19 protein-coding genes are annotated in these 24,705 nt (G+C 73.7%); 4 read left to right on the forward strand and 15 right to left on the reverse strand.

All coding sequences use genetic code 11. The features are described from left to right. Nucleotides 1–44 precede the first annotated feature (44 nt). Entirely contained in the window at nt 45–755 is a 711-nt protein-coding gene (locus tag ACZ6C6_RS05570; protein ID WP_469199395.1) for a TetR/AcrR family transcriptional regulator, read from the forward strand. Here ACZ6C6_RS05570 and ACZ6C6_RS05575 read toward each other — a convergent pair. From ACZ6C6_RS05575 to ACZ6C6_RS05610, 8 genes are read right to left on the reverse strand one after another with little or no spacing between them, the layout of a single operon-like run. Further along, nucleotides 745–1,245: a flavin reductase family protein gene (locus ACZ6C6_RS05575; RefSeq protein ID WP_469199396.1), complete on the reverse strand. Its 501-nt coding sequence runs from the start codon at nt 1,243–1,245 to the stop codon at nt 745–747. The two genes, ACZ6C6_RS05570 and ACZ6C6_RS05575, sit on opposite strands and share 11 nt — an antisense overlap. Then, nucleotides 1,242–2,327, reverse strand: a complete 1,086-nt coding sequence (locus ACZ6C6_RS05580; protein ID WP_469199398.1) for an alpha/beta hydrolase — start codon at nt 2,325–2,327, stop codon at nt 1,242–1,244. Before ACZ6C6_RS05580 ends, ACZ6C6_RS05575 begins: the two co-directional genes overlap by 4 nt. Then, nucleotides 2,324–3,094 carry a 2-oxo acid dehydrogenase subunit E2 gene (locus ACZ6C6_RS05585; RefSeq protein ID WP_469199400.1) on the reverse strand — a complete coding sequence of 257 codons (771 nt, stop codon included), beginning with the start codon at nt 3,092–3,094 and terminating at the stop codon, nt 2,324–2,326. The genes ACZ6C6_RS05580 and ACZ6C6_RS05585 overlap by 4 nt, the downstream gene beginning before the upstream one ends. Beyond that, nucleotides 3,091–3,318, reverse strand: a complete 228-nt coding sequence (locus tag ACZ6C6_RS05590; RefSeq protein ID WP_469199402.1) for an acyl carrier protein — start codon at nt 3,316–3,318, stop codon at nt 3,091–3,093. The genes ACZ6C6_RS05585 and ACZ6C6_RS05590 overlap by 4 nt, the downstream gene beginning before the upstream one ends. Beyond that, entirely contained in the window at nt 3,315–5,180 is a 1,866-nt protein-coding gene (locus tag ACZ6C6_RS05595) for an HAD-IIIC family phosphatase (RefSeq protein ID WP_469199404.1), read from the reverse strand. The genes ACZ6C6_RS05590 and ACZ6C6_RS05595 overlap by 4 nt, the downstream gene beginning before the upstream one ends. Nucleotides 5,181–5,184: 4 nt before the next feature. Further along, on the reverse strand, nt 5,185–6,216 hold the full coding sequence (locus ACZ6C6_RS05600; protein ID WP_469199406.1) for a 3-oxoacyl-ACP synthase III family protein: 1,032 nt from the start codon (nt 6,214–6,216) through the stop codon (nt 5,185–5,187). Nucleotides 6,217–6,248: 32 nt separating this feature from the next. Then, nucleotides 6,249–6,653, reverse strand: coding sequence for an allene oxide cyclase barrel-like domain-containing protein (locus ACZ6C6_RS05605; protein ID WP_469199408.1), 405 nt, complete (start codon nt 6,651–6,653; stop codon nt 6,249–6,251). Then, entirely contained in the window at nt 6,646–9,297 is a 2,652-nt protein-coding gene (locus ACZ6C6_RS05610) for an RHS repeat domain-containing protein (protein ID WP_469199410.1), read from the reverse strand. The genes ACZ6C6_RS05605 and ACZ6C6_RS05610 overlap by 8 nt, the downstream gene beginning before the upstream one ends. A gap of 244 nt (nt 9,298–9,541) precedes the next feature. Between ACZ6C6_RS05610 and ACZ6C6_RS05615 the strand changes: the two genes are divergently transcribed. Further along, complete coding sequence (locus ACZ6C6_RS05615) at nt 9,542–12,265, forward strand: helix-turn-helix transcriptional regulator (RefSeq protein ID WP_469199412.1); 2,724 nt, start codon at nt 9,542–9,544, stop codon at nt 12,263–12,265. On the opposite strand, the gene ACZ6C6_RS05620 is transcribed toward ACZ6C6_RS05615, so the two are convergent. From ACZ6C6_RS05620 to ACZ6C6_RS05645, 6 genes are all read right to left on the reverse strand, one after another. Continuing rightward, nucleotides 12,202–12,912 (reverse strand): 4'-phosphopantetheinyl transferase family protein, encoded by a 711-nt coding sequence (locus tag ACZ6C6_RS05620; RefSeq protein WP_469199414.1) that lies wholly within the window; start codon nt 12,910–12,912, stop codon nt 12,202–12,204. The two genes, ACZ6C6_RS05615 and ACZ6C6_RS05620, sit on opposite strands and share 64 nt — an antisense overlap. Continuing rightward, nucleotides 12,909–13,772, reverse strand: coding sequence for a metallophosphoesterase family protein (locus ACZ6C6_RS05625; protein ID WP_469199416.1), 864 nt, complete (start codon nt 13,770–13,772; stop codon nt 12,909–12,911). Before ACZ6C6_RS05625 ends, ACZ6C6_RS05620 begins: the two co-directional genes overlap by 4 nt. Beyond that, nucleotides 13,769–14,539 carry a thioesterase II family protein gene (locus ACZ6C6_RS05630; protein ID WP_469199418.1) on the reverse strand — a complete coding sequence of 257 codons (771 nt, stop codon included), beginning with the start codon at nt 14,537–14,539 and terminating at the stop codon, nt 13,769–13,771. The genes ACZ6C6_RS05625 and ACZ6C6_RS05630 overlap by 4 nt, the downstream gene beginning before the upstream one ends. 1 nt (nt 14,540) lies before the next feature. Continuing rightward, entirely contained in the window at nt 14,541–15,314 is a 774-nt protein-coding gene (locus ACZ6C6_RS05635; RefSeq protein WP_469199420.1) for an AfsR/SARP family transcriptional regulator, read from the reverse strand. Nucleotides 15,315–15,598: 284 nt separating this feature from the next. Then, complete coding sequence (locus ACZ6C6_RS05640; protein WP_469199422.1) at nt 15,599–16,918, reverse strand: geranylgeranyl reductase family protein; 1,320 nt, start codon at nt 16,916–16,918, stop codon at nt 15,599–15,601. 143 nt (nt 16,919–17,061) lie between these two features. Further along, a complete protein-coding gene (locus ACZ6C6_RS05645) occupies nt 17,062–17,547 on the reverse strand; it encodes a potassium channel family protein (RefSeq protein WP_469199424.1) in 486 nt (161 codons plus the stop codon). Nucleotides 17,548–17,851: 304 nt separating this feature from the next. Between ACZ6C6_RS05645 and ACZ6C6_RS05650 the strand changes: the two genes are divergently transcribed. Continuing rightward, nucleotides 17,852–20,494: a SpoIIE family protein phosphatase gene (locus ACZ6C6_RS05650; RefSeq protein ID WP_469200831.1), complete on the forward strand. Its 2,643-nt coding sequence runs from the start codon at nt 17,852–17,854 to the stop codon at nt 20,492–20,494. Nucleotides 20,495–20,572: 78 nt separating this feature from the next. Here the strand turns inward: ACZ6C6_RS05650 and ACZ6C6_RS05655 are convergent, their stop codons facing one another. Next, nucleotides 20,573–22,756 carry a discoidin domain-containing protein gene (locus ACZ6C6_RS05655; RefSeq protein WP_469199426.1) on the reverse strand — a complete coding sequence of 728 codons (2,184 nt, stop codon included), beginning with the start codon at nt 22,754–22,756 and terminating at the stop codon, nt 20,573–20,575. Nucleotides 22,757–23,221: 465 nt separating this feature from the next. Here ACZ6C6_RS05655 and ACZ6C6_RS05660 point away from each other — a divergent pair, with 465 nt between their 5' ends. Then, nucleotides 23,222–24,664, forward strand: coding sequence for a helix-turn-helix domain-containing protein (locus ACZ6C6_RS05660; protein ID WP_469199428.1), 1,443 nt, complete (start codon nt 23,222–23,224; stop codon nt 24,662–24,664). Nucleotides 24,665–24,705 lie beyond the last annotated feature (41 nt).

Raw genomic sequence — 24,705 nt, forward strand, 5'->3', positions numbered from 1 at the left:
AACTGGGTAGTTAAAACAGGTGGCTGGCACGGTAGCATGGGCTCATGAGCGTTGGCGAGAACGAAGAGACGGCCGGGCGCCCCGCGGACCGGGGGCGCCTCGACAAGCGGCGGGCGATCGTGGAGGCGGCCCTGCGGGTCTTCGCGCAGGTCGGCTATGCCCAGGCGAGCCTGGACGTGATCGCTGCCGAGGCCGGGGTGTCCAAGCCGACGATCTACAACCACCTGGGCTCGAAGGAGAAGCTCTTCCGGTACGTCATGACGGAGACGGCCGCCCGGTCCAACGCCAAGACCCTCGACGTCCTCACCGCCTTCCCCGCCGACCCGGACCAGCTCCGCCCCGGCCTGGAGGACCTGGCCACCAAGCTCGTCGACTGCTACTGCGACGAGCAGTCGGAGGCCGTGCGCCGGCTGCTGTACGCGGAGGCCGTGCGCTTCCCGGACCTCTTCGACGCGGTACGGGCCAGCGGGCCCAACCAGTTCACCGAGGCGCTCGCGGGCCGCCTCGCCCGGCTGGCCAACGCCGGGCACCTGCGGGTCGAGGACCCGGTCAGGGCGGCCAACCAGTTCATCGCGCTGGTCTACGAAGAGCTGCCGGGAATGAGCGCGCTCGGCACCCGCCCGCTCGACCCGGCGGAGGTCGCCGAGGTCGTCACAGCGGGCGTCGACACCTTCCTGCGCGCCTTCGGCACGGACCCGGGAGCCCCCGGCGCGTCCGGCCACGCGGCGTCCGGGGCCCCCGGCGTCAGCGGCTGAGCCGCCCGTACGCCCCCCGGAAGAACAGCAGCGGGTCGCCGTCCTCGACCGCGTCCAGCCGGTGCACCCGGGCGACCACGATCACATGGTCGCCCGCCGGGTGCTCCGCCTCGATGGAGCACTCCAGCCAGGCCAGCGCGCCTTCGAGCACCGGCGCCCCGTCCGGCGACCGGCCCCACGGCATCCCGTGGAACTTGTCCCCGCCGGTCACCGCGAGCCGGGACGCGGCCTCGCGCTGCCCGACGCCCAGAATGCTGATGCCCAGCAGGCCGCCGGCCCGGATGCGCGGCCAGCTGGTGCTGGTCTCCGCCACACAGAACGAGACCAGCGGCGGATCGAGGGACACCGAACAGAAGGAGTTCGCCGCCAGCCCCGACCGCACACCGGTCGCCGGGTCCTGCGAGGCGACGGCCACCACACCCGTCGCGAACCGCCCGAGGACATTGCGCAGACATCGCGTGCCGCCGCCGAGGGCTCTCGTCCCGGTCATCCCCGCTTCCTCCCGCCGTACCGAAGCCGGGCGAACTCCCGTGTGAGCGCCACCCGTTGTTCCCCATAACCGCCGCGCATCCGCAGCACCGACAGCAGCGTCCACAGCCGGGTCTGCGCGAAGTGCGACGGGGAGCCGTGCACATCGTCGTGGGCCAGCAGCCGCACCCCCCGCACCCGCTCCCGCAGCAGCCGGGCGTCGCCCGGCGGGATGATCTCGTCGCGCAGGCTCGTCACATGCGCCACCGGAATCCTCAGCGCCGCCAGCTCCTCGGGAGTCAGCGCCCAGTCCCGGATCAGTCCGTACACCTCGTCGGGCTTCGTCCGGGTCAGATGCGCCAGCGTGTCCGTGGTGACCTGGGGCACCGTCCGCTGCCACGCCGTGTCCGTGAAGAAGTCGTGCAGCGGCGCCCCCGCCCCGACGACCCCGCGGATCCGCGCGTCGTGCAGAGCCGCCCGGAGGGCCAGATGACCGCTGAAGCTCAGTGCCAGCGCGTACGTACGCGAGGTGTCGGCCCGGTCGCCGACCGCGTCGAGCACGGCGGAGTACATCTGCCGGCTGTCCGCCCCGTACACCAGGGTGTTCTCGCCGACCCCCGGCATCTCGGTGACCACCCCGGCGAAGCCCAGCGCCGCCAGCTGGAGCAGCACGGGCGCCCACTGCTCCTTGACGGACACGATCCCGCCGGTCATCACCAGAAGCGGCTTCGGGTCCGAGGCGTCGAGACCGGCCGTCCAGCAGCGGACGCGGCCTCCGGCGAGGTCGACGTCCAGCCGTTGCACCGCCGGGAAGTCCGAACGCCAGGTGTCGAAGGCGGCGGTGCACCGGTCCAGCGCCTCCTGGCGCGCGGTCCCGTCGACGAACGGGAAGCGTGCCATGTTGAAGTGCACGCAGGCGTCCAGCGGTCTCCCCTCGGCCTCCAGCCGCGCGCCCTCCGCGCTCCACTCGTGCACCCAGGAGCCCGGTGTCCCGTCCCCGTCGTCGGAGATCCGGGCGAGCAGCGGGCCGTAGTGCTCGCGCGGCAGCCCTTGCGAACGGGTGTGGGCGACCACGAAGTTCTTCAGTTCCGCGATGTCGTTCATACGCTCTCCAGCGCCTCCTTGACCTCGGTCAGTACGTCAGCAGCCTCAGCCCCGTCGATGACCCGGTGGTCGAAGGCGAGGCTGAGCCGCAGTACCGGTGCCACGACGATCCGTCCGTCCCGCACCACGGGCCGGTCCAGCACCCGGCCGACTCCGAACGTGGTCGTGGTCCCGCCCACCGAATGGAAGGAGTCCACCGCGCGGTGGCCCAGCGAGGTGACCGCGAACGTGCCGTTGAGATGAGGGCGCAGGGCGAGCGAGTCCGCCGCCTTGCGGAACGCCCTGCGGCCCTCGGTCCAGCCCGCCCGGTGCAGCTTCCGCACCCCTTCGAACTCGGGCAGCTTCTCCGGGTCGCCCTCCCTGGTTCGCGCCAGGTGCGCCTGGATGGCGGGCAGTTCCGCCGCGTGGACGTCGGGCACGATCGTGCCGAGCACCACCCGGCGGCCGTCCAGGGTGCGGTCCAGGGCGACCTTCCCGTTGACGAACGGGTAGTGCGCGATGCGGGGCCGGAGCGGTCCTCCGCTCACCGCCGCGTTGGCGTCCGGATGCTTCGCGAGCACCCGGCCGGCGGCACGCAGGACGTAGGTGGTGGTCGAGTAGCGCACCCCTTCGTCCGCAACAGCCGCTGCCCGGTGCGCGAGGATCCGGCTCATGTCGACCTCGGTGTCGAGGAACACCGGTGAGAAGTCCCGGATCACCTCCAGGAAGAACAGCGTGTGCCGACGCTGGCGGGGCAGTGACTCACCGGCCTCCGTGGCGTCGCTCACGGCGCCACCGCCAGCAGGTACACGTCCTCCAGGCTCGTCGCCTCCAGGACGTCGGCCAGGGGCAGCGAACGGCCGGTCTCCCGCTCCAGCACCGTGCACAGCGCCAGCAGGTGCACCGAGTCCCAGGACTCCACGGTGTCCAGTCCGCGCCCCAGGTCCTCGGCGGTGACGGGCAGGGCGAGTTCGTCGCGCAGCAGCGTGACGAAGTCATCGACGGTCTTCACGGGAGGTCCCTTTCGAAACGCGCGGTCAGTCGGATGTGGTTCACGGGGGCGGCGGCCGGCCGCGACGCGAGCCGGAATCCGGCCGATGCGTCGTCGGCGTGCACCGTTTCGAACCCCGCCCGCGGATAGAAGTCCGCCACCTTGCCGTTGCGGGCGGTCCGCACGAAACCGGCCCGCACCTCCTGGGCCCCGTCGTCGAAGGCGTGCTCCAGTACGGCGCCGAGCACCGCCTGCTCGATACCGCGCGAGAAGACCCGGCAGCTCAGCAGGAAGTTCTCGATGTGCAGCACTCCGCCATCGCGCCGCAGCAGCACCGCCCCCACCAGGCCGCTGTCCCCGAACCGGTCCGCGGACCGGATCGTGAGCACCCGTGCCGCAGGGTCCTCGCACAGGGCCCGCACCTCGGCCGGCTGGAGGCGCCGCGTGGTGAGGTTGAACTGATTGGTGCGCAGCGTCAGCTGGGAGACCCGGTCGATTCCGGCCGCCTCCACTGGGGCGAGGGCCACGGAGATGTCCAGCTCCCGCAGGTAGCCGTCGAGCGAGTCGAAGGTGTGCAGGAAGTCCTGCCGGGCCTGCTCCTCGCGGTACCGGGCGGGGCGGGCCCGGTCCTCGGCGGTCAGCGCCCGCACATCGAACCAGCCGTCGGCAAGCAGCCGTTCCACGTGCAGCGCGGGCTCGTCGCCCACCTGGAGGACGGTGACCCCGGGCAGTTCGCGGCGGACCAGACCGCACTCGAAGGCACTGTCGTCCACGAACACGAAGCTGTCGGTGGAGAGGTTGAGATCGGCGGCCAGCTCGGCCAGGCTTTCGTGCTTCGGCCGCCAGTCGGCCCGCACCTGCACGAAGTCCTCCTCGCGCAGGGTGAGTTCCGGGTGCTCGCGCAGGGTCTTCACCACCGGCTCCCGGTCGTTCTTGCTGACCGCCGCGAGCAGCACGCCCTGTGAGCCCAGCTGTTTCGCCACCGTCTGGAAGCGCCGGAACGCCTCCCCGCGATAGCTCCCCGCCACCTCGATCCCCTCGGGGCCCGCCTCCCCGAGTACCCCGCCCCACACCGTGTCGTCCAGGTCCAGGGCGAGGACCTTCTTCGCACCTCCCGCAGCCTGCCGCGCCAGATGGCCCACCTCGCGGGCGTACCCGGCCAGCAGCGCGTCGGACAGGTGCGCCTTGGCGTAGACGCTCTGCCGGACGTCACGGGCGGGCGTCCCCTCGGCGAGCAGTGGGTCCAGATCGACGGTGACCACCTCGGGCCTGGCCGCCGTCAGGCGCAGCAGCCGTGCGTTGGCCTCCCGCCACACCGCGCCGAGCCGGGCGCGGGCGCCCAGGTCCACCAGCTGCGCGGTGAGCGCGCGGGGGAGCGACAGCGTGTTCAGGACGAGCGTGGCGCCCCGGGCGGTCGCGGCGAAGACCTCCGCGGCCCGCTCGATCAGGTCCGTCTTCTCGGCCAGGACGCGTTCCACGTCCTCCACCCGCCAGGGCAGCGGCAGTTCACCTGCCACCAGATCCGCGTCCAGTACACACAGGACGAGCGAGGGCCCGGCGGCGTACAGCGCGCTGCCGGGGTCCGCGAGGTCGAAGACCCAGCTGTCGAAGTCGGACAGCCGCACCCGCGCCAGCAGCCCGTGCCGGGCCAGCTCGCCGGTGAGCGCCGGGACCAGCGCGGACAGCGTGCCGTGGCCGGTCACCGCGATCAGCGGGGCGGGGGTGGCCGGGTGGGCGGCGAGCACCCGGTCCGGGTCGAGCCGGGCCAGCAGCCGGCCCGCCCGGACGAGCGCGTCCCCGGAGAGCCCGGCCACCAGCCCCCGTACGGCGGGGTAGTCCGCGGCCGTGATCTGCCGCAGCCTCTCGGCGGTCGCGTCGGTCACGGTGTCAATTCCCTTCCAGGGCGAATCCGGCCTTGAGCCATTTGCTGGACTCGATGGAGATGCCCACGGCGCGCAGGCCTCCGGACAGCCGGGCGAGCGCCCGTTCCAGCTGGAGGAAGACGATGGCGTTGCCGCAGTTGCCGGCGTCGTCCACGCAGGAGACCGCCTCGGCGTCCGGCAGCCCGAGCCCCTCGGTGATCAGCCGGGTCATCCGGCCCGACAGCTGCGGGGGCAGCAGCAGGTCCACGTCCTCGCGCGCCCAGCCCAGGCCGTCCAGCAGTTCGTCCAGCACCTCGCCGGCCATCACCGGGACGTGCTGCTCTATCGCCTTGTAGTCCTCGGTCGCGGCGGCCCGGTCGCTGTCGCGGTCGGCGGGGCCGAACCACTCCAGGACCGCGCCCGGCTCCCGGCCGAGCCCCACCAGCCGGCTGAACAGCGCGCGCACCGACGCGGAGCCCGGGCCCGGCTCGGTGGACAGCACGGCGGCGCCCGCCGCGTCCCCGAACAGCACGTAGTTCACCAGCTCTGCCGGCGCCGTGGTGCGCAGATCGGCGTCCAGGTCGTAGAACCTGGCGATCACATCACCGCCGAGCACCAGCACCGTACGGGCGCTCCCGGCGCGCAGCAGCTGCTGGGCGAGGTCGAGGGCCTGGACGGCGCCGGAGCACCCCGACTGGAGCTGGAAGCTCCGTACGCCGTCGATGCCCAGCCGGTCCGCGACGACGTTGACCGTCGCCGGCATCAGCCGGTCCGGGGTCGCCGTGCCCAGCACCACCGCGTCCACCCCGTGCGGCCCCAGACCGGCCCGCTCCAGCGCCGTGCGCCCGGCCTCCTCGGCGAGGTCTGCCAGCGAGGCGGTGAGCTTCCCGGAGTCCAGGTCGAGCGCCAGATGGCGCGAGGCGGTGCCGATGAAGACATCCACCCACTGCTGCCACAGCGCGTCCATCCCGAACCGCTCCGCCAGTGCGGCGTTGTCCAGCGGCGGGCCGGGAAGTGCGGAGGCAGCCGACCGTATGTACACGTCCCGACCCGTCATGAGGGTCCTTCCTCGCTCGTTCGGAACCGGACTCAGTCGGCCAGCAGGATGCGTGCCTCGGCGGAGGCCCGGACCCCGGTCATCCGCCAGGTGCGGAAGCCGCGCAGCCCCTCGTACCGGCCACCGGTCCCGGTCGCCGGGTAGTGCACCCACTCGCTGGTGCGCACGTCGTTGAAGTCGGCCCACCCCTCGGCGTGGATGGTGCCGTCGTCCAGCGTGATGTCCTCGGTGTAGTAGGTCAGCAGCCCACCGTCGCCGGGGCGTACGTACTCGATGCGGAACGAACCGTGCGAGGTCCCGATCAACTTGCCGCCCTCGTCGTACAGTTCGTCGTCGAACGTGCCGGTCTGGCCCACGCTCGGATCGGCGACCTCGACGTCGTCCACCACCTTGACCACGACTTCCCTGGGGACGCGCAGCACGATCTGGTCAGCCATCTGACGGTTCCTCTCGATGAGACGGGGATACGGCCCCGGGCGGTGGCGCCCAGGCGATCAAGGGAGGGGCGGCGGGATGCGCGCCCGGACCGGTGAGGGCGTCCGTCGCGGCGGCCGCCGCGTCCGGGGTGCGCGCCGAGGGGAAGAAGACCTCCGCGGCGGGCTCGTGCGGGCGGGCGAGCACGGGCCAGAAGCCGTGCCGCGTCCAGGTCCCGCTGTTCACCGGGTCGTTGTCGGAGAAGGTGTACGGGGCGTACTGGGCGCCCGTCGGGTCCGGCTGCGTGAAGCGCCCCCAGAACCCGTTGTAGAGATGCTGGTCCAGGAGGTGCGCGCTGCGCAGCAGCTGGTACGCGCCCCGGTAGCGGAACGGGTTGACCGAGGCCGCTTCGCCCGACGCCGTGACCGCCCCGTGCGGGGTGTAGCGGTAGCGGGCGGCGAGTGCCCCGTCCTCGTCGATCAGCGCGAGCACGGAGCCCTGCTGGTCGGTCACCGCCCAGTAGTGGCGGCCGGACGCGGTGAGTACGGCGAGCAGGGCGCCGTCCGGGGTGCGGACATAGTCGGTGGGCACCCCGTCGTCGCTCGTGCGCACGATGCCGAGCGCGGAGTGGGTCAGCACATGGGTGACGGTGCGCCCGTCCACGGTGGTCTCGGTGATGCGGCGCGGCGTCTCCTGGCCGAGCCCGTCGTAGTCCACGTCCACGACCCGGACACCGCCGAAGTCGCCGGTAAGGGTCTGGCCGGTGGCGCTGTAGCGGAACGAGCCGGTCGGGTTGGTCTCCTCGGTGAAGTTGCCCGCCCCGTCGTACGCGAACCGGGTATCGCCGAACCGTACGACCTGGCCCGCCTCGTTGAGCGTGAACTCCGTGGCGCCCAGCCGGCACAGGTGATGGGCGCCGTCGTACGCGAACGTGGTGTCGCCGGCCCGCACCAGGCGCCCGAGGCCGTCGTAGGCGTAACCGGTGAACTCCCCGTCGGTCACCGTCCACCGCAGCAGGTCGCTGTCCGCGCCGCCGCCCGAGCTGTACCCGTACTCCACCGACAGCAGCGTCGAGCCGTCCGGCACCCGCACCGCCAGGGCGGTCCTGCGGCCGGACGCGTCGTAACGGAGCTCCTGTACGGCAGCGCCCAGCTCGATGCGCACCGGACGTCCTGCGGAATCGCGGGCAAACCTCGCGGTGCGGCCGGCCGGGGTGGTGACCGTCCCGGTGCGGCCCGCGCCGTCCAGGCCGTAGCGGGTGGTGCCGCCCGGCGTGGTGAACGCGGTGAGGGCGCCCTCGGAGTCGTACACCGCCCCGGTCGCCTCCGGCGGGGCACCCGTCTCGTCGGTGCGGACCGAAGAGGCCGGCCGGTCGCCGCCCGCCGTCCTGACCCAGCCGAACGCGTAGGACCAGCCGGGCCCCGACTTGCGGACCACCCTGCCGAGCGCGTCGCGCGCCAGGACGAGCAGCGTGCGACCCGCGTTCTCGTCGGTGACCTCCGTCAGCCGGCCCGCCGGGTCGTGGCGGTGGCCGATGCGGTCACCGGCCCCGGTGGTCACCGACGTGATCCGGGACAGTCCGTCGTACCCGAAGACCGTGCGGCCCAGCGGTGCGGGCGGGGTGACGGTGGTGAGGTCGCCGGCCCCGTCGTAGCCGAAGCCGGTACGGGTCCCGTTGCCGTCGACGATCCCGGTCAGGCCGCCGTGGACCGGGTCGTAGCTCCGCCGGTCCACATCCGCGTCCAGGCCGGCCACGCGACTGCGGACCGGGCGGCCCGCGCCGTCGTACTCCACCAGCAACTCGTTGCCCAGGGGACCCCGCAGTGAGGTGAGCGTCCCGCCACCCTCCAGCGCGGTGTACGAGACCCGGGAGTGCGCCCCCGTGGGCAGCCGCAGCGAGACCGGCCGCCCCTGCCCGTCGTAGGTCCGGGTGAGCGTCGCACCGGTCGTGTCGGTGACGGAGACCCGGCGGCCCCCGGCGTCCCGGGTGCGGACGAGCACCTGGCCGGACGGGCGCTCGACGGCCGTGGGCCGGCCCTGGGCGTCGAAGACGTAACCCGTGCGCAGCCCCGTGGGCCCGGTCACCAGCGTGCGGTCCGTCCCGTAGTCGAACGTCGTGCGCGCCCTGCCCCCGGGCCCGGTCCACGAGAGCTCCGATACGGCCATCATGCCGTCGTACGAGAGGTCCACGGTGTCGCCGAGCGGGTCGGTGACGCGCACCAGCCGCCCGTCCGCGTCCCAGAGGAAGGCCGTGGTCGCCCCGTCCGCCCCGGTGTGCCGTTCCAGCCGCCCGGCACGGTCGTACGCGAACGACGAGGCCTCGGCCCCCAGCGGATCGACGATCTTCGAAACCAGGCCCTCGGCGTCGCGGTGCAACGACACCACCCGGCCCCGGCCGTCCGTGAACGTCACCGGTTCGCCGTCGGTGTCCGGCTCGAAGCCCGGACCAGCCGCGTACGACCAGCCGGGACCGAACCCCAGCTCCGCCCGGGAGTGGCTGCGGTACTCGCGCACCAGGCGCAGATGGCGGTAGCCGCCGGCCACGACCAGATCCAGCTGGCGGACGATCAGTTCACCTTCGTGCAGGTCGACCAGCAGCTCGGAGCGGTCCGAGAGGCGAAGGCGCCGCACGGCGCGCTGGGCGGGCAGGTCCGGGGGCGTGGTCACGGGCGGCTCCTCAACTGGACCGGCGGGGCGGCGAATCAGCGGGGTTTCGACGGTCGCCAGGCTGCCGGGGACGTCTAAAGCACCCCTAAGGCCACCGGCCGCGCCCACCCGGAACGGTGCATGAAAGTTCTGTTACAGAACGAATCAGCCGGACAGCCGCGCCTACTCTGGCTGGGGCCAGGGAAGTTGGGTTTCTCCGCGCGCCGGGAGAGCGGTCGCGCGGACCGGGGAAGGGACCTGCGACATGGGCGTCACCACCATCACCGGGCCGTCCACCGCGACGGCCGTACGCGCCGCCGAGACCGCACGGCTCTCCGGACTCCTGCGGGCGGCCCGCGACGGGCACCCGGCGATCGTGGAGCTTGCGGGCGACCCGGGAACCGGCAAGACCAGACTCCTCACCGCGCTCACCCAGGAGGCCCGCGCCCACGGACTCGTCGTGCTCCACGGCCGCTGCACCGAGGCCGAGACCCGGGTCCCCTTCCACCCCCTCGTCCAGGCCCTCACCATCTGGCAGAGCGCCGCCGACCGCCCGGCCTCGGTCGCCGCAGCCACCGGCGCCCTCCTCGACGCGCTCACCGAGCTCCCGCCCGGCGCCGAACAGAGTGCCTGGCGCTCCCCGCTCCTCGCCGGCATACGCCGCCTGCTCGCGGCCGGGCCCGCCGCCGGACCGGCCGGCACCCTGCTGGTCCTGGACGAATTCCACTGGGCCGACCCCGGCTCCGTCCGCCTCCTGGAGACCCTGATCCGCTGGCCCCTCGACCGCGGCCTCCTGGTCGTCGTCGCCCACCGCCCCCGGCAGGCCCCCGTGCCCCTGCGCGCCGTTCTCCAGCAGGGCGGCGAGACCGGGGCCGTCGAGACCATCACCCTCGGCGCGCTGACCGAGGAGGAGAGCGCCGAACTCCTCGGCCTGGACCCGGACGACCCCGAACTGCCCCGCCTGCACACCCGCGGCGAAGGCAACCCGCTCTACCTCACCGCCCTCGCCCAGACCGGGTCCCGCACCGGGGACGCCCCCGACCTCTGGACCGCCGGCGCCCTCGGCTCCCGGCTGCTCGCCGAGACCGCCCTCCTCGCGGGCACCGCCCGCACCGTGGTGCACGCGGCGGCGGTGCTCGGCACCGTCTTCGACATCGACGCCGTCGCCGAAGTGGCCGGCGCCACCCGTGACGAGGCGTGCCGGGAGCTGTCCGCACTCCGCCGCCGCGACCTGGTCCGCGCCACGGACCGTCCCGGCGTCCTCGCCTTCCGCCACCCGCTGCTCAGGGGCTGCCTGTACGCCGACGCCGACCCCTGCTGGCGCTCCGCCGCCCACCGCAGGGCCCGGGACCGGCTCACCCGGCTCGGACTGCCCGCACTCGACATCGCCCCGCACATCGAGCGCGCCGGGTCCGGGGCCCGCCCGGCCGACGGCGAGGTCCTGGCCGCCGCCGCCCGCACCTGCGTCCAGGCCGGCCGGGCGGCGGACGCGGCGTACTGGCTGACGGCCGCGCTCCGGCTGCGGCGGAGGACCAGCGGGGCCGGGACGGACCGCACCGAGCTGTGGAAGCAGGTGGTCAGGGCCCTGGCCGCCCAGGGGGACGCCGGGCGCATCATGGCCCTGCGCGCGGACATCCTCGCCGGACCCGACGGCCGGACACCCGAGGCCCGCGCCCGCACCGCCGCCTTCCTCGCCGCCGTGCTCGCCGGCACCGGCCACGACGAGGGGGCGCAGGCGCTGCTGGCCGCCGAACTCCCCGCTGCCCAGGCCGCGTCGGGCGGCTCCGGGCTGCTGCTCCGGGTCCACCAGCAGCTGGCCAAGGTGCTCGCCGGCCAGGTGCCCGCCCGCACCGACGTCGAGGTCCTCACCCACCGTACGGACGGCGCCGACCCCGTCACCCTCGGCGGCGCCCTCGCCCTCGCCGGGCTGTGCGCGGTGCTCGACGCCGACATGTGCGCGGCCGAGACGTCCCTGGACGCCGCCGCCCACGCCCTGGACGAGCTGGACACGGGCCGCCCGGCGGGCGACGAGGAGGCCGGATACCTGCTGGTCCTCAGCTGGGCCGAGGCCCTGATGGGCTGGTACGGGCCCGCGTACGGCCACGCCGAACGCGCCCTGACCGCCGCGCGTGACCGGGGCGACGCGCACCTGCTGCCCCCGCTGCTCGACACGCTCGGGTACGTGCACTACCAGAGTGGCCGCCTCGCCGACGCCCTCGGTGCCGTCCAGGAGGGCACCGCCGCCTCCCGCGCCATGGGTCGTGGCGACCACGCCGCCCTGTCCGACGCGGTGAGCGCCGCCGCCTGGGCCCAGCTCGGCCGCACCGCCCCGCGCCCCGCCCCGGTGGAGCGGACGGACCCGGCACCCCGGACGCCGCTCAACGCCCTGCTCCTGGCCGAGGCCGCGCTCGCCTCGGGCGACCCCGGTGCCGCCCTGGCCCTGCTGCTGCCCGAGCGGGAGGCGTGGCGGGTGGCCGAGCCGGTCGCGGTGTTCGCCGCCCGCAACTACGAACTGCTGGGCGCGGCGGCGGTCCAGGCGGACGGCGCCGGCGCGGCCTGCCTGGACGCCTGGGCGGAGCGCGCCGCCGAGGCCGCATCCGCCGTCGGCCTGATCGAGCAGAGCGGACACGCGCTGCTGGCCCGGGGGCACGCCCTGATGGGCCGCGAGCTCCCGGCGGCGGCCGCCGCGTGCTACGAGGAGGCGCGGGTGCTGTTCGGCGACGCCAGTCCGGCGGGGGCCCGCGCCCGTGAACTGGCCCGGGCCGCCGGGCGGACGGCGGAACGCCGAGAGGACGACGGCCTCGGCGAGCTGACCCACCGCGAGCGGGAGGTCGCCGAACTCGCGGGCGAGGGACTGAAGACGAAGGACATCGCCGGCCGGCTACGGGTGAGCCCGCGCACGGTGGACGTCCACCTCACGCACATCTACAGCAAGCTGGGCGTGAACTCCCGGGCCGCGCTCGTCCGGCTGATGGCCCTGGCGGGCTGAGGCACCCCGGTCACGGTGACCAGCAGCCCGCGGCCGGCCGCCCAACGGCCGTGCAGGACCCGGACCGCCCGGCCCCCGACCACGGGGCCGGGCACCAGCAGCACCGCCCGGAAGGTGCCCCCGGAGTCGATGCGGATCTCGGCCTCCGGGAAGTCGAGCAGCCGCCCGGTCAGCGGGAACCACGCCTTGTACACCGCCTCCTTGGCGCTGAACAGCAGTCGGTCCCACGCCAACCCGGGCCGTTCGGAGCCCAGTTCCGCCAGCCGCGCCCGCTCGGCCGGCAACGCGATGGACTCCGCCATGCCCGGCCGCAGCGGGAGGTCCGGTTCGGCGTCGATGCCGACGGATGCCAGCACCCCGGTCCGCGCCACCGCCGCCGCCCGGAAGCCGGCGCAGTGCGTCATGCTGCCCGCCACCCCGTCCGGCCAGCTCGGAGCGCCCAGGCGGCCTGGCACCAGCGGCTGGTAGGGGACGTCCAGCCGGGCGAGCGCGAGGCGCGCGCAATGGCGTACGGACGTGAACTCCCGGCGCCGCGATGCCACCGCCCGCGCCACGGCGGCCTCCTCCGCCGGATGCAGCCGCGCCCCGGGCGGGTCGTCGTACACCTCGGCCCCGACCGCCCCCACGGGCAGCAGCGCGCCGATCACCGTCCGGCCTCCGCCCCGCCCGGTTCCGCGCCGGGCAGGATCACCCGTGGCCGGCCGGGACCGTCGCCGCGGCGGCGCCACTCGCGGGGGTAGCCCACCGACACCTCCTCGAACCGGACTCCGTCGTGCCGGGTGGTGCGCGGGATGTGGAGGTGCCCGTAGACCACGGCGCGGGCGTTGAAGCGGGTGTGCCAGTCCGCCGTGGCCTCGGTGCCGCACCACAGGGCGAACTCCGGGTGCCGCAGGATCCGGGTGGGCTCACGGACCAGCGGGAAGTGATTGAGCAGCACCGTCGCCGTCCCGGGCGCCAGCTCCGAGAGCCGGCGCTCGGTCAGCGCCAGCCGGGCCCGGCACCAGGCGTCGATCGAGGGATACGGGTCGGGGTGCAGCAGCGCCTCGTCGGTGCCGACGACGCCGCTCTCGTAGGCCCGTTCCAGCGCCTCCTCGCGGGTCCGGGTCCCGGACGGCCGGAAGGTGTAGTCGTACAGCACGAACAGCGGCGCCACGGTCACCGGTCCTGTCGGGCCGGTCCACACCGGATACGGGTCCTCGGGGGTCAGGACGCCCAGGTCCCGGCAGATCCGCACCAGATGTTCGTACCGGGCCACGCCCCGCAGGGTGACCGGGTCCTGGCGGTGGGTCCACAGCTCGTGGTTGCCCGGCACCCAGACCACCTTCGCGAAGCGACCGCTGAGCAGTTCCAGGGCCCGGCCGACGTCCCCCGCGACCTCGCCGACGTCCCCCGCCACCAGCAGCCAGTCGTCCGGGTGGTCCGGACGCAGCTTCTCCAGCACCGCCCGGTTCTCGTCGAACGCCACATGCAGATCGCTGATGGCCAGCAGCCGTCCCGCCCCGCTCACGACGGCCCCACCGCCCGCCCGCGCGCCGGGGACGCGGCGGACAGCGCGACGGCGAGCTCCGCGACGGCCGGCATGTGGTCGTTCAGGAAGAAGTGGCCGCCCGGCAGCACCCGCATCTCGAACGGCCCCGTGGTGTGCTCGCGCCACGCCCGTACGTCCTCGGGCGGCGCCTCCGCGTCGCTGTCCCCGGTCAGGGCGACGACCGGACACGCCAGCAGGCCGTCGCCCGGCACATAGCCGGCGACGGCCGCGTAGTCGGCGCGCAGCGCGGGCAGGATCACGTCGAGCAGCTCGGGGTCGGCCAGCACGGCCGGGTCGGTGCCGCCCAGCGAGCGGACCCTCGCGATCACCGCCTCGTCGGTGTCCAGTCGTTCGCGGGCCCCCAGGCGGGAGGGCGCCCGGCGGCCGGAGACGATCAGCGCCGCCGGGACATGGCGCCCGGACAGCCGGAGGGCCACCTCGTGGGCCAGCGAAGCACCCATGCTGTGCCCGATGAGGACCCGCGGCCCGGCCGGCGGCCCCTCGTTCTCCAGGGCCTCGGCCACCAGGTCGGCGAGCCGGTGCAGGTCGCGGACGGCCGGTTCGCGGTAGCGGTCCTGCCGGCCCGGGTACTGGACGGCGCGCACGTCCAGCCAGGCGGGCACGGCGGCGGACAGCGGCCGCCAGAATCCCGCCGCGCCGCCCGCGTGCGGGAAACAGACCAGTTCGGCGCCCGCGTCGCTGGGCCGGTACCGGCGCAGCCAGGCGTCCTGGCGCACGGCAGCCACCTCAGCCCGCCATCGGCAGGTCGAGGAGGCGGTCGGACGTGAGGATCGCCTGATGCAGTCTGCGCAGCGACCGGCAGGGCTCAAGCCCCAGTTCGGAGCGCAGGACGCGCTGGGCCGAGCGGTACACCTCCAGCGCCTCCGCCTGCCGCTCCGAGCGGTACAGGACCAGCATCAGCTGGCGGTAGAAGGACTCCCGCAGCGGATATTCGGCGGTGAGGGTGTTCAGCAGACCGATGACCTCCCGGTGCCGGCCGAGTGCCGTACTGGCCTCGACGGAAAGCTCCAGGCAGGCCAGCCGCTCCTCCTCCACCCAGGTGGCGAAGCGGGTCAGGACCGGGCCCTCCGGCGTGCCGTCCAGGACCGGGCCGCGCACCAGGGACAGCGCCCGCCCGAAGGCGTCGAGCGCGGCCTCGTACCGTCCGGCCTGCTGGAGGCCGCGGCCCTCGCGCACGGCGGACCGGAAGTCCTCGACGTCGTAAGCCGCCCCGTCGAGGCGCATCAGATAGCCGGAGGGCTTGGTGACGATGGCGCTGCTCCCGTCGCCGCCGGCCGCAGTGAGGAACTTGCGCAGCTGCGAGAGGTAGACGTGGACGGCGGCCGAGGCGCGCCGGGGCGGTCCCGACCCCCACAGCTCCTCGATGATCTGATCCTTCGTGGTCACGCGTCCGGCTCCGACGAGCAGCGTGGCCAGGGTCATTTCCATCTTGGGCGCGCTGAGGGAGCAGCCCCGGCCGTCGTGGGAGACGCGGAGGGGGCCGAGCAGTTCGTAGCGCATCGATACCTCGTGCGATAGGGGGAACGGACTTTCGTTCGTCCGGCTCCCGTCACTTTCGAGGGCGCGCGCCTGTCCGCACATCGGGGAAACTGCGTACGTAGGGCGATTGGCCGAAACGCATGGGGTGCGGCCGGCTTTGGCGCGGCTTTGGCACGGACGGGAACGCTGACGGCATGCGCCTCGTCCTCCTCCGCCTTCTGCGGTCCTTCGCAACTTCATTGATCGCCTTCGGTCAGATATGGGTCCACATCCCGCCCACCGACGAACGGTGAGCCCGCCGCGGATCAGCGGCGCCGGGCGCCCGGCGAGGGCACCAGGCGGACCGCCGTGTTCAGGACATGGTCGATCGCGTCGCGCGAGGGGTGCTCCGTGAGGTTGGTGAGCAGCCGGGCCAGGGTGTTGAGCAGCGCCGGTGACCCCATCACGTACCTGTTCAGCACCGGCTGGAAGCCCGACCGGCTGAAGACCAGATCGGCCGCCGTGTTGCCGAGCCGGTAGTAGCGGCCCCAGCGGCGGTTCATCTCGGCCGGATAGTGGCGCAGCGCCCGCTCCCGCCTCGGCCCGGGCGGCAGCGCCAGCGCCAGCGCCGTCGTCTCGGCGGCGACCTCGCCCGCCTCCATCGCCTGCCCGATGCCCTCGCCGTTCCACGGGCTCACCATGCCCCCGGAGTCCCCGACCAGCAGGAGCCCCCGGGTGTACAGCGGGTGGCGGTTGAAGCCCAGCGGCAGGGCGGCGCTGCGCACGGGCCCCTCCGCGTTCTCCTCCCGCAGCCCCCATTCCTCGGGCGTACGGGCGAGCCAGCGGTCCAGCGTGGCCCGCAGGTCCGCGCTGCCGTGCCGGCGGTGGGGGAGCGCGCCCAGACCGACGTTCACCCGGCCGTCCCCCATCGGGAAGATCCAGCCGTATCCCGGCAGATAGGCGTCGCTCCTCGGGAAGCGGAGGTCCGCCCACAGCTCCAGGAAGTCCTCCCGGGAACGCTCCGGGCTGCGGTAGTAGCGCCGGGCGGCCGTCGCGATCTGCCGTTTGGCGTCCCGCTCAAGACCCATCGCCAGGGCGATCCGGGCCGAGGCGCCGTCGGCGGCGATCACGACGGGGGCCCGGTGCACCACCGTGCCCGTGCCGGACGCCGCCGCCACCCCGGTGATCCGCCCGGCCCGGTCGGTCACCGGCTCCTTCACCTTCACCCCGGTACGCAGCCGGGCACCGGCCGCGACGGCGTGCCGGGCCAGGATGTCGTCGAAGTCGTGGCGGCTGCGGGTGAGCCCGAAGTCCGGGAAACCGCCCAGCGCCGGCCAGTCGATCTCCACCTGCCGGGGCCCTGCCACCCAGCGCATCCCTCGCGACCGGGTCCACCCCGGCGCCTGGATGTCGACGCCCATGCGGATCAGCTGGTGCACCGCGCGCGGAGTCAGGCCGTCCCCGCACACCTTCTCGCGGGGGAAGCTGGACTTCTCCAGGAGCAGCACATCGACCCCGGCTCTCGCGAGGTGGTAGGCGGCGGACGAACCGGCCGGGCCCGCGCCGACCACGATGACCTGCGCCTCCTCGGCCGCGCTGTGAGCGGTCTCCTCGTCCGGCGGCTGCTCTGCACGCGTCTCCCGCATGGGGCTCCTCTCCTCGCTCGGCACCGCCGCCGGGACGACGGCCCTGTCCACCGACATCCTGCCGGTTTCCCGGGCCCCCGGGGCGGATGATCGAAAAAGGGCTGCCCGGCCCCGCGCCGTTCACACCCGGAGCACCCCGCCGCTCAGCCCGGCGGTCTGCGCCCCGACTCCGCGAGCAGCCGCTCGATGCGGTCGAAGCGCTCGTGCAGCAGCTGCTCCGTCTCGTCCCGCATCCGGCGCGCGGCCTGCCCGGCCTCGGCGGCCAGCCGGTGGCGGCGCCGCTGCTCGTGCCCGACGAACCAGGTCGCGAGCGCGGCCGTGACCATCCCGTACGTCGTGATGCCGACGCCCATCACGACAGCGGCCACGACCCGCCCCCACAGCGTCACCGGGAAGAGATCCCCGTAACCGACGGTCGTGGCGGTCTCCACGGACCACCACAGCGCCCGCGGATAGGACGTGATCGTGGCGTCCGGCCCGTGCCGCTCGGCCAGCACCACCAGCCAGGACCCGGCCAGCATGGTCACGGCGAGCAGCACCGTCGCCCAGCCTGCCGCCTTCAGATGCAGCGAGCGGTTCTCCCGGCCGAGCAGCAGCTCGACCGCCTTGGTCAGGAACACAGGCACCATTTCCGGATCATCGGACGACCGCACCGCTGCCGGCGGCCGGGCGCGCGCCCGGCCGCCCGCGCGTCACCCGATCGCGTTCGGCCCGGCCCGCCGGGGGCGCGGACCGGGCCCGCACACCGATCGCCCTGCGACAATCCGTGTTAAACCTGGATATGTGGGTGGCACAGGTCGGTTCCGGGCGATATTTCACCGCTCCGCCCGGCGTCCGCAGCGACACGACGGCGGCCGCCCGGGCGGCGACGCACCCGCGCCCTCGAAGCAGCCGCCGCGGGATCGGGCCTCCCGGGGGCGGGGCCTGCTTTCCCTGTTCAGCGTGCGCACCGTCGCCGGACAGTTCTTCGTCCTCATGCTCGGCATCGTCGTCCTGCTCGACGCCGCCGCGGTCGTCGCTCTGGTCGTGCAGGGCCGCCGCGACAGCATGAGCGCCGCGCGCGCCCAGTCGCTGAGCGTCGCGCAGACCTTCGCGCACGCCCCGGGCGTGGCGGCGGCGCTCGACAGCAAGGACCCCACGGCCGTCCTCCAGCCGCGTGCCGAGGAGATCCGGCAGAGCACCGGCGTCGAGTACGTCGTCGTGGCCGGCTCCAACGGCATCCGGTACACGCACCGGGACATCGCGCTCATCGGCAAGAAGATCCCCGGCCCGTACACGGAAGCGCTCAAGGGCGACGCCGTCACCCGCACGGTCACGACGAGCCGCGGCAAGGCGGTCGCCTCCGCGGTGCCCGTCGAGCGCAGGGACGGCTCCGTTGCCGGACTGGTGGCGGTCGGCATCAAGGTCGAGGCCGTCAACCGGCTCGCGTATCCGAGCGTTCCGCTGACCATCGGCGCCGGGGTGACCGCCCTCGCCCTCACCGTGGCCGGGGCCGCCCTGGTCAGCCGTCGGCTCAGCCGCCAGACGCGCGGCCTCGGCCCGGCCGAGATGACCCGGATGTACGAGCACCACGACGCCGTCCTGCACGCCGTGCGCGAGGGCGTCCTCATCATCGGCGCCGACCACCGGCTGCTGCTCGCCAACGACGAGGCCCGGCGGCTGCTCGACCTCCCGCCCGACGCCGAGGGCCGCGCGGTGACCGACCTCGGGCTCGCCTCCGGCACCGCGGAGCTGCTGGCCTCCGGGCAGGTCGCCACGGACGAGCTGCGGCCCGCCGGGGACCGGCTGCTCGCCGTCAACCTCCGCCCCACCGAGGAGCGCGGCGGACAGCCCGGCATGGTCGCCACCCTCCGCGACACCACCGAACTGCGGGCCCTCACCGGCCGCGCGGAGACCGTACGCGAACGGCTGACGCTCCTCTACCGCGCGGGCGCCCTGATCGGGACCACCCTCGACGTCACCACCACCGCCCAGGAACTCGCGGACGTCGCCGTCCCCGGATTCGCCGACGCCGTCACGGTCGACCTGGCCGACGCCGTCCTGCGCGGTGCGGAGCCGCGATCGCCCGCCGGCGACACCCTGGAGCTCCGCCGCACCGCCGTCCGCACCGCCGCCGAGGACCACCCGCTCTTCCCGTCCGGCCGCGTCATCGGCTACCGGCCGACCACCGCCGAGGGCCTGGGCACCGGTGTCGGACACACCTGGATCGTCTCCGACCTGGCCGCCTCCCGGCAGTGGCGCGAGGCCGAACCGGAACAGGCCGACCGCATCGTGGAACACGGCTACCACTCGCTGCTCTCGGTCCCGTTGCGCGCCCGCGGCGTCATCCTGGGCGTGGCGAACTTCTGGCGCGCCCACAACCAGGTCCCCTTCGACCTGGACGACCTCTCCTTCGCCGAGGAACTGGTGGCCCGTGCCGCGGTCAGCGTCGACAACGCCCGCCGCTACACCCGCGAGCACGAGATGGCCGTCACCCTCCAGCGCAGCCTCCTTCCACGCGGCCTGCCCGAGCAGAACGCCCTGGACGTCGCCTACCGCTACCTGCCGGCGCAGGCGGGCGTGGGCGGCGACTGGTTCGACGTGATCCCGCTCTCCGGCGCCCGGGTCGCCCTCGTCGTCGGCGACGTCGTCGGGCACGGGCTGCACGCGGCGGCCACCATGGGCCGGCTGCGCACGACGGTCCTGAACTTCTCCACGCTCGAGCTGGCCCCCGACGAACTCCTCGGCCATCTGGACGAACTGGTGGTCAGGATGGACCAGGACGAGGAGTCGGGCGGCGGCGCGATCACGGGTGCCACCTGCCTGTACGCGATCTACGACGCCGTGTCCGGCCGCTGCGCGGTCGCCAGGGCCGGCCACCCCGGGCCCGCCCTCGTGCTGCCCGACGGCACGGTCAGCTTCCCGGAGATCCCGGCCGGGCTGCCCCTGGGGATCGGCGGCATGCCGTTCGAGATGACCGAGCTGGACGTTCCCGAGGGAAGCCGCCTCGTCCTGTACACGGACGGGCTGGTGGAGCGCCGCGACCGGGACATCGACGACGGCATGGAGCTGCTGCGCCGCTCGCTCGCCGACCGGGACCGCACCCCCGAGGAGACCTGCGACGACGTGCTGGAGGCCATGCTGCCCAGCCGCCCGGGCGACGACGTGGCCCTGCTGGTCGCCCGCACCCGCACCCTGGACCCGTCCCGGCGCGTCCAGTGGGACGTGCCCCCGGACCCCGCCGCCGTCGCCGGAATCCGTAAGCAGGCCATGCGCTGGCTCTCCGACCGGGGCCTGGACGAGGAGGGCTTCGTCACCGAGCTCATCCTGAGCGAACTCGTCACCAACGCCATCCGCTACGGCTCCGAGCCCATCACGGTCCGGCTGCTCTACGACCGGGCCCTGACCTGCGAGGTGTCGGACTGCAGCAGCACCTCCCCGCACCTGCGCTACGCCACCACGACGGACGAGGGCGGCCGGGGACTCTTCCTCGTCGCCCAGTTCGCCGAGCGCTGGGGTGCCAGGTACACCGACCGGGGCAAGGTGATCTGGTCCGAGCAGGCACTCGGCGGCCCGCCGCCGTCAGGTCTGCTGTAGACGACGGACGCGGGGCCCGGCAGTCCGCCGGGCCCCGCGCCGATTCACCTCGGGTGCCTCATGTCCCGCGTGTCACCGTCAGGGGTAGGACACCACGTTCGACGGGACGGTCGAGGTCCCCGAGGTCGGGGAGCCCGTGTCGTTGATGACGTGGTTGTACTGGCCCTGGCCGCCGAGCGAGACGACGAGCAGGTCGTGGAACTTCACGCCCGCCTTGACCGGGGCCTCGAAGCCGTGGTCCTGGCGGATGCTGGGGTCGACGTTGAAGTAGCAGTAGCTCCCCAGCCCCCAGCCCTCATGGGTGTTGACCGAGTCGTCCACCTTGTAGGCGGCGTAGCCCTTGATGTCACCGTTCTGCACGGCTGCCTGGTTGGGGGCGTCGTAGGCCTTCTCGTTCTGGAAGAAGATCGTCTTGCCGTTCTCGCCGGACCAGCGGACGTCGTACTTGTTGAAGTGCTCGACGAACAGCCCGGTGGCCAGGACGTTGTCGCCGTTGACCTGGAGGCCGTAGTCGGCGCGGTTGGTCTCCCAGCCGATGCCCTCGCCGTGGTCGGCGCGCCACAGCCAGGTGTGGTCGATGATCGTGTCGTTGCTGTTGATCACCATGCCCGTGGTCGCCTTGCCGGCGCCCGCGCCGCCGACCCGGACGAACACGTCCTGGACGCTGGTCGGGTTGGCCGCGTGGCTCGCGGAGGCGCCTTCGGGGCCGACCTGCACGAGGACCTGGGAGTTCTGCGGACCGGCGTCGACCAGGAGCCCGGCCAGCTTGACGCCGTCCACGTCACCGACCTTGAGGGCGGTGACCCCGTTGTCCGGGATGATCGTGGCGAGGCCGAGGCCCAGCACGACGGTGTTGGCGCGGTCGATGTTGATCGTCTGGTCGACGTGGTAGATGCCGGGCGTGAACAGCAGGTGCAGGCCCTGCTGGACGGCCGCGTTGATGGTGGCGGCGGTGGCCCCCGGCTTGACGACGTAGAACTGGCTCAGCGGGATGGACTCGCCTTGCGGAGTGCCGTTCCAGGAGACGCCGCGGGCGTTGGTGCGCTTGGCGGGGACGAACACCTTGTAGGTGTTGCCGTCCAGGTAGAGGAACGGCTTCTCGCGGGAGACCGGGGTGTTGTCGAGGGTGGTGTACGGGGGGTTGGGGAAGCTCTGGGCGGGCGCGCCCTCGACGCCGGAGAACGTCATGTTCCAGACGCCGTTGCCCCAGCTGCCGATGGAGCTGTCGCGGGTGTACCACTGCTGCTGCGAGTACGGGCCGACCTGTCCGTCGATCTTGCTGTCGGCGATGTAGCCGCCGCTCGCCCAGCCGTAGCCGTTCGGGGCGAGGTTGAGGCCGCCCTTGACGTGCATCCGGCGGAACGGTGCGGCCTGCGAGACCGCCCAGCGGTCGGTGCCGTTCACCGGGTTAAGCGCCAGGTTCTCGGCAGAACGCCAGAAGTTCTGCGTGGCGTTGCCGTTGAACCAGCCCGCGTCGACGGTGACATCACCGTTGAACGTGGTGTCGTCGGGCTTGAGGCCGAGGCCGGCGATCGAGGTGTAGAAGCCGATCTGCGCGTTGATGTTGTTGTACGTGCCCGGCTTGAACAGCAGCGCGTAGCGGCCGTTGCCGAACTGCGCCGACTCCTGCTGGTGGAAGATCTCGTCCACCTTGGCCTGGATGCCCGGCGTCGACGGGTCGAAGACCAGGACGTTCGGACCGAGGTCGCCGCCGCCCGGGATCTGCGTGCCGCCGTCGCCGCCGGTGGTGCCGAACACCTGGAATTCCCAGAGGGAGTAGCCGTATCCGGTGGCGCGGGCGGTGCCGGTCAGCCGCACGTAGCGGGCGGTGCCCGAGACGTTCAGCGTCTCGTTGCCGCCGGGGCCCGTGGTGGTCGAGTAGGCGGTGCTCCACGTGCTGTTGTCCGTGGAGAACTCGATCTTGTAGCTCTTGGCGTACGCGGCCTCCCACCTGAGCGCGATCTGGCTGACCGAGGCGGAGGTGCCCAGGTCGACCTTGATCCACTGCGGGTCGGAGAAGGCGCTCGACCAGCGGGTGCCGTTGTCACCGTCGACGGCCGCGGTGGCGGGGGTGCCGGCGCTCTCCTGGCTGGACGTGGTGACCGTCCTGCCCTGCGAGAGCAGGGAAGGCGCCGCGGTGGCCTGGGTGGAGGGCACGAAGGCGAGGAGTGAGACGACGAGACCGGTGACGGCGGCCAGGACGCCGGTACGTCTTCTTCCGGTCGAACGTACGGGTCTGCGGAGCGAGGGGGGTCCATACATGGGGGCTTGTCTCCTGAGTCGCGGAACGGGTGCACGACACGAAGCCGGAGAGCGCTCTCTCCGGCCGATGGGGATACTTCACCCTGGCTCCCGACACGTCAATAGGTGTGCAACAACAGCTTGTTCGGGTGGCCTTGAGGACAACAGTTGACGACGGAAAGCTCACGAGTGTCCGTGTTGCGGCCATCTTGACAGGGCCCGCCACAAGGGAACTGACGTGGCGTCGGTTCAGTTGCTGACGGGGCGCGTACGAGGAGTGCATGAGGTGGCGCGGATCGTTGCCACCGCAATCGCCGGGCACGCACGGAGGGTGTCCCGGCCGTCGCGCCGCGAACCTCCGCGCCGGTTACCGGACATGTTGTTCCCGCCCCGGGGACAGCGGGCCCGGCCCCTCGCTATCCTCCGGGGCATGAGCCGTGAGCGTGGCGCGAGAAGCGCCGCTGACCAGGCACGACGAGGCCCGGGGTGACCGGGGCCACGGGACCCGCGCCCGCGGACGCCCGGAGTGTCCAGGCGTGGCGGGCGTTCGGCGCCCGGCTGCGTCTGCGGCGCAGGCGGGCCGGTCTCACCCAGGCCCAGGTGGGCGCCCGGGTCGGCTACGACCACACCGCCATCAGCAAACTCGAACACGGCAGCCGCCGCACCCCGCTCCCGCTGGCCCGCCGCCTGGACCAGCTGCTGAGGGCCGAAGGGGACCTCGTCGCCGCCTGCGAGGAGGCCGAGGAGCGGGAGCGGGCGGAGGCGCTGCCCCTCGCGCCCGGGCCGCTGCCCGACCCGGTCCGGCAGGGCCCGCTGCCCGGCGAGCCCGCCGGGGGCCGACTGGCGGCGATGCTCCCGCCGGGGGCCGTCCTGCCCGGGCGGCTGCCGGCGTACGGCCTGGTCTGCCCGCTGCACGGGCGCGACGGCTGCACGGTCCCCGCCCTCTCCGACGTCGTCGCCCTGCACGAGCGGTTCTGCGCCCTGGGGCCCGACGCCACGGGCCGCCCCGCCCTGGACACCGACACGGTGCACGCCCTGACCGCGCTGCTCGCCGTCTGCCTGCGCGCCGACGAGGAGCGCGCCTGGCCCGGAGCGACCGCGGTGGTCGAGCGCACCCTGCACGCGATGCTCCGCTGGATGGCGCTCCCGGCCGCCCCGTACCAACGCCAACTCGCCCCGCTGGCAGCCGAGTACGCGCAGTCGGCCGGCTGCCTCAGGCTCCTGTGGGGGCGCAACGGCACGGCGATGGCCTGGCTCGACCGGTCCCTGGTGTGGGCGGCCATGTCCGGCCACGTCGGCGTCCGGGTCGCGGCGCTCAGCGACATGAGCACCCTGGCCCGCCTTGAGGGCGACGGCCCCTCCGCCCTCGCGTACGGCGAAGCCATCCGCCCGGCCGCGGCGGGCCGGCACTGGGCCGGGGCGATGAGCGACCTGTACCAGGCGCGCGGCCACGCGGTGCGCGGCGACGCCGGCCGCACCCTGCACCACATCGCCCGGGCCTGGTCGCAGATGGACCTGGCCGACGAGCGGGACGAGGCGGAGGCGCCGTGGCTCTCCGTCGCCTCCGTGCGCCTGCGGGTGGAGTCGGGCGCGGCGGGCGCGCTGCGCGACCTCGCCGCCGCGACGGGGGAGCGCCGCTACGCGCTGCGCGCCCTGGACGCGGCAGGCAGCGCGATCCGGCTGCTGCCGCCGGGCCTGCACTCGGCCCGCAAGCTGTTCCTGGCCCGCACGGCGGACGCGTACGTCTGCGCGGGCGAACCGGCCGCCGCTTCGGAGGTGGCCGGACCGGTCCTGGACAGCACCGAGGTGCACCCCGCGACCCTGCTCGGCCAGGAGCTGCGCGGACTCTACGGACGACTGGCCGGCCGTGCCGACGGGCGTACGGAGACCGAGGACTTCGTCCGCCGGCTGGCCGCGGTCGTCCACTGAGCACGGACAACGGCAGGGGCGGGGCGTGTGGATCACGCCCC

It is taken from the genome of Streptomyces sp. NPDC041814 (assembly GCF_055590565.1).